The 4,861-nt window shown below is 58.1% G+C and carries 4 protein-coding genes; 3 read left to right on the top strand and 1 reads right to left on the bottom strand.

Annotation, left to right across the window (positions count from 1 at the left end):
* Window positions 1–20: 20 nt before the first annotated feature.
* Window positions 21–2,237, bottom strand: a complete 2,217-nt coding sequence (locus tag IE243_RS22100; RefSeq protein WP_244643319.1) for a YadA family autotransporter adhesin — start codon at window positions 2,235–2,237, stop codon at window positions 21–23.
* Window positions 2,238–2,812: 575 nt separating this feature from the next.
* Between IE243_RS22100 and IE243_RS22095 the strand changes: the two genes are divergently transcribed.
* The 3 genes from IE243_RS22095 to IE243_RS22085 all read left to right on the top strand — a co-directional run bounded on the left by IE243_RS22095 (window position 2,813) and on the right by IE243_RS22085 (window position 4,826).
* Window positions 2,813–3,415: a hypothetical protein gene (locus tag IE243_RS22095; RefSeq protein ID WP_191321456.1), complete on the top strand. Its 603-nt coding sequence runs from the start codon at window positions 2,813–2,815 to the stop codon at window positions 3,413–3,415.
* Window positions 3,408–3,794, top strand: a complete 387-nt coding sequence (locus IE243_RS24060; protein WP_191321455.1) for a helix-turn-helix domain-containing protein — start codon at window positions 3,408–3,410, stop codon at window positions 3,792–3,794. The genes IE243_RS22095 and IE243_RS24060 overlap by 8 nt, the downstream gene beginning before the upstream one ends.
* A 495-nt stretch (window positions 3,795–4,289) precedes the next feature.
* Window positions 4,290–4,826, top strand: a complete 537-nt coding sequence (locus IE243_RS22085; RefSeq protein WP_191321454.1) for a response regulator transcription factor — start codon at window positions 4,290–4,292, stop codon at window positions 4,824–4,826.
* The last annotated feature ends 35 nt before the right edge of the window (window positions 4,827–4,861 follow it).

Genomic DNA, 4,861 nt, shown 5'->3' with positions numbered 1-4,861 from the left:
GAGGCCCGCACTCCGCTAATTTACGCCGCGATCTGCGCAAAATGTTCTGACGACGTACAGACTGGCGCATTGGCGTCGCCACCCTGCAGGGTTATCGAGTTCTTTTTCGTGCCGTTGCCATCCGTATCGTACATCACCGCGTTCTGGCCGAGGACGCCGACGTTGCTGCCAAGCGTCTCCAGCGCCTGGTTGGTCGCGTAAAGCTGCGAACCATTGATCACGTCCGTCGAGGTGGCGGTCACCCGGCCAGCCGCAACATTTGTCACTGTCCGCTCAGCCCCTTCGCTGCCGAACGAAACGGTCGCCGTCGCGTTTCCGGCGACGTCATAGGTCTTCCCGTTGACGGTCATGGTGCTGGTTTGCACGGCAGCCTGGGTGGTCGCTCCGGCGCCAATGGCGACATCACCCGCATTGGCCGCTGTGGCGTTGGCGCCCAGCGCAATGGAACTGTCGCCCTGCGCACGGGCGTTCATACCCGTCGCAATGCTGGCCGCGCCCGTTGCAACAGCCTGGGGGCCGATCGCGGTGCTGTTGTCTCCAACCGCCTGGCTATCAGCAGCCTGGGAGTTGGTGTGGAAATACTTGATGCCGCCGCCGTTGACCTGCTGGCCGATCGTCGTCAGCTGGCTATCGACGGCCGCGAAGCTGTCAAAGACCGTACCATAGCTCTGTCCCTGAATAACATAGGTCGGACCATTGACGACGCCATTGGTGCCAACCGTCGCGCCACCGCCAAGGTGGTTGGCGATCGACTGCGTCACGCCATACAGCTGCGAACCGTTGATGGCCTCCGCAGATGTGTCGTTGACGTCGCCGCCGGCAAGGTTAGACAGCTTCTGCGCCGCGCCAGGAGCAGCCGCCGAGCCGCCTGCAGCTGTCAGCACCGTCACATTGGGCGTTGTCGTGCGCTGGATAATTCCAATCGTGCCGTTGGAAACGCCGTTGCCCAGCATCTCCACCGCCTGATTAGTCGCGTAGAGCTGGCCTCCATTCACCGCATCCGTCGACCCCGCCGATGAAATGTCCCCGGCGGCGACATTCGTCACCTTGAGGTTTCCGGCGTCAATGCCTGTCGTCAGGATGCTCGGCCCGCCAGTGATCGTCAGACCATTGGTTGTCAGTTGGGCGTTGCCGGCCGTGACACTCGTCACATTCAGATCGTCGGCAGTCGCAATCGTTACATCACCGCCACTGCGTGTCACCCTGATGTTCTGGCCGTCGAGGAACTGCACCTTGTCGCCCGGTTTCACCGCGGTAATAGCGTCGCCATTGGCCTGCAGATCCCAGCCGCGGTTGGCCGCCTGGCCAATCTCTATCAGGCTCGTGTTGACAGCTCCAAAAGCCGACGCAACCGTCGTGTACGGATTGCCCTGAACCTCATAGGTCGGGCCATTGATAGCGCCATTGGCGCCAACCGTCGCGCCGCCGCCAATGTGATTAGCGATCGACTGCGACACCCCGTACAGTTGCGAACCATTGATGGCGTCTGTGGAGGCATTGCTGACAACGCCGTCGCCGAGGTTGGTCAGCTTCTGCGCCGCGCCAGGAGCCGCGGCCGAACCACCGGCCGCCGTCAACACCGTCACATTTGGCGTTGCGGATCGCTGCACGACGCCAATCGTGCCATCGACAACCCCATTATTCAGATTGGTGACGCGCGTGTTCACCGCCGTCACCGCTTCGTTCGTGCGGAACAGCTGGGAGCCGTTCACTGCGTCCGTGCTGGAGGCCGAGAGTTGTCCCGCCGCAACGTTGACCAGCTGCCTTTCTGACCCGGTGTTTCCGATGCTGAAAACGCTTCCTGGGGAGGCTCCTGCAAAGCTGTAATCCTGGCCATTGATATTGACGCTGCCAACAGCCACAGCCGCCTTTGTGCGCGCGCCGCTACCAATTGCAACCGCGTCCGCATGCGTGGACTGGGCGTCGTAGCCCACAGCCAGCGCCCGCGCCTGACTTGCCATCGTGCCTTGGGAGCCAACAGCAACTGCATAGTCAGCCGACGCTGTGGTTGCGGAGCCAAGCGCTGCGGAATACCGGCCGCTTGCCGTGGTGTGGGAACCAATTGCTGCGGACCGGAGCCCACTTGCCTCGACCACGTCGCCGAACGCCGCAGAGTGCCCGCCACTTGCGACCGCCCCCACACCCACCGCCACGTCGCGGTCCTGCGATGTGCTCGAGCCGCTGCCCGCGCTATACTGCTGAGCCATGGCGGGCAGAGCGGTCGTCAGCCCAGCCATCGTGATAGCACCCGCAACGCCCAGCGCGCCGAGACCGAGGTTTTTCCGCCGCACACTCATTACCAAGCTGGAGAGACGAAGGATCGACATTAATCGCCTGCGCGTTCCCCATGATTCGTCGCCATTGGCCGACCAATCCACGAAGAATCGACGATGCACCACCCGGGCTGCACTCTTAAAATCGGACATTAGACCCCCAACAGTGCCATTTGAAACACATAAATATTGGCGGTTGTTATAGATTTATCGCAGGATATTGAATGGCGTTGCGTCTCATTTAAATCGTGAATTTGTCTCCTCGCTGTTGAGGGCGCGGACTTCTGCGTATGGTCCGGTATGCGTCATCACGAGAGCCAGAGTTCCAAGGTGACTGCACAGCGGACCATATGCGGGCTGCTTGCGGAACATCCGAGGTTGGATCCTCGAACGGCGCGAGTAGCCGGTTCCGGAAAGTCACAGGCGAAGCCAAGTTGGCCTCGCTCCTCGTGGATATTGCGCCTAACAATCTGTGGGCTGACCGGCTGAGAGACCGTGGAGAGGTGGGGATGACTGCTGGGCTAAGGTTATCGACAGACATGGTGACGTCCGATATCCGGGACGACTGGTGGCAGGTGTCGGACGTCGTTTATGACGTCACGCCAGTTGACGATGGCCTACACCAAGGATTACAGGGCTCCGTGTGGTCGCGCCCACTTGGACAGCTGATCTTTGGATCGACGACATTCAATTCACAGTACGCCCACCGGAACTGGCAAATGATCCGTCGGGATGGCTTGGACCTTTACATAGTCCAAGCGGTTCTTCCTGGTGGGAACGTCGCAGATTTCGGCTGTATTAATACAAAAATACCGGAGACTTTTTTTCTAGATTTCACTCAGCCTATTTCAAGCCTAAAGGACGCTGGCGCTCGCGTTGCAATTGTCTTCCCTCACGCCCATTTCAAGAATTTGCTAAAGACGCATAATCTACACGGATTGGTTCTTCGTTCCAATCGGGTGATCACCAAATTGCTTTTTCAGTATATGGTTGGGATTAACTCTTACATGGACGGAGTTAGCGAGATTGAGGCATTATCCATGCAGCAGTCGCTTCCCATCTCCGCGGCAATCGAAGCATCCAACGGGCACAGCGCCTCTGCGGTTCTCTACGAGCCTCACGTTAAGGACCCGTGTGGGTGAGTTCATTGACCAGAATTTACTAAATCCGGCTCTCGGGCCAGAACTCATCGCTCAAGAGTGTGGTGTCTCACGTGCCCACCTCTATCGGTCCTTTAGTCTAGATGGTGGGGTCACGAAGCTCATCAGGGACAGGCATCTTGATGTAGCCCACCAAGAACTGACACGAACGAACGGCACCAAGCGTTCGATCACCGAAATTGTCTATGCGTGCGGTTTTTCGGATACTTCCGTATTTTTGAGAAATTTCAAGAATCGTTTTGGCATGATACCTAGCCAATTTCGAAAAATTCGCGTGCCTTTGCGTGAGCGCAACACAAACGTCTTGAAATTGCACAACCATCTTACTGATATCTGCGCACGATATACATTCAGTTTGTAACGGCCTCAGAGCCTGTTTGAGAAAGGGTTGAGGCGATTTCGGCGGTGTGATTCAAGCTTGGGATGTGGACCCGAGCAAGCCGTGGCCGGATGTCGTGCATGACCTCAACAGCGCACAGTGTGATGCCTTGGCGCGACGCCATCTTGTGAAACGGCCAAGCCTCGGTCTCTCCGAGAACTGAAGGCACCGCCGCCATTCGCCTGCATGAGTGGGCGATGTCATCGTCATATGAGGCCGGGCTTCAATGGTGCCCAGATCTCCTTACATGCACACAGGGAGACGTTGCCCTTGTCTTGTCCGCCGAGGTTGCGTCGTCGCAAGCGTTGTCTCCGCCAGAGCCCATCCGCAGTAAGGAAAGTCGCGGAACCCCTTTCCCTTCAGGAATTTACATGCCGAACCGGTATTTATGTTGGAAATTCGGGAAGAAGCAACACAATTGACAGCAGGCTAAGACACTGAAACCAATCGAGGCCATTTTGTGGGGAAAGGTCCATTATGGTCGCGGATGCGCTCACACGAAACAGCTTGCCGGACGAACCACTTAGCTACCTCGTGGATGATGGCGAGGACTTTCGGGAAGAGATCGTATTCGGTCCCGCCGCTTTCGGCCTGAACGTGCGGGGGGTTGAAAGCGCCGCAGCCCTTTACAGGGCCTATGCCGCCAAGCCTTCCAAAATCGTCATTCTTGACATCGGGCTGGATGGAGAGGACGGCCTGTCCATAGCTTCTCATCTGCGGGCTTCCGGGGATGTGCGGATCATCATGGCGACCGGTCGGGGCTCGGTCGAGGACCGGATCAGCGGACTCATAAATGGCGCAGACGCCTATCTCGTAAAGCCTGTTGACGTTCGGGAGTTGGCCGCGACTGTGGAAGCCGTCGGCGCGCGCCTTGCTATGGGAAGCAGGCCGCTGCGCCCTTCGCCAGATTGGGATCTGGTCGAAGGCGGGTGGGTGCTCATGAATGCAGTTGGCCAACGCCTCCGCTTAACCACAACGGAAAAGCGATTACTAGAGCGGTTTTCGAACGTCTAGAATCATAAGAGGTTCCCCCTTCGCGAGATTTCTGA

The sequence above is a fragment of the Camelimonas fluminis genome (assembly GCF_014656355.1).
Taxonomy (GTDB): domain Bacteria; phylum Pseudomonadota; class Alphaproteobacteria; order Rhizobiales; family Beijerinckiaceae; genus Camelimonas; species Camelimonas fluminis.
The sequence above is the reverse complement of the archived record's forward strand: the minus strand, read 5'-3'. Positions and strand labels throughout refer to the sequence as shown.

Coding starts and splice junctions, on each gene's coding strand:
- IE243_RS22100 (WP_244643319.1), bottom strand. CDS start 2,237: ATGGCTGGGCTGACGACCGCTCTGCCCGCCATGGCTCAGCAGTATAGC.
- IE243_RS22095 (WP_191321456.1), top strand. CDS start 2,813: ATGGTGACGTCCGATATCCGGGACGACTGGTGGCAGGTGTCGGACGTC.
- IE243_RS22085 (WP_191321454.1), top strand. CDS start 4,290: ATGGTCGCGGATGCGCTCACACGAAACAGCTTGCCGGACGAACCACTT.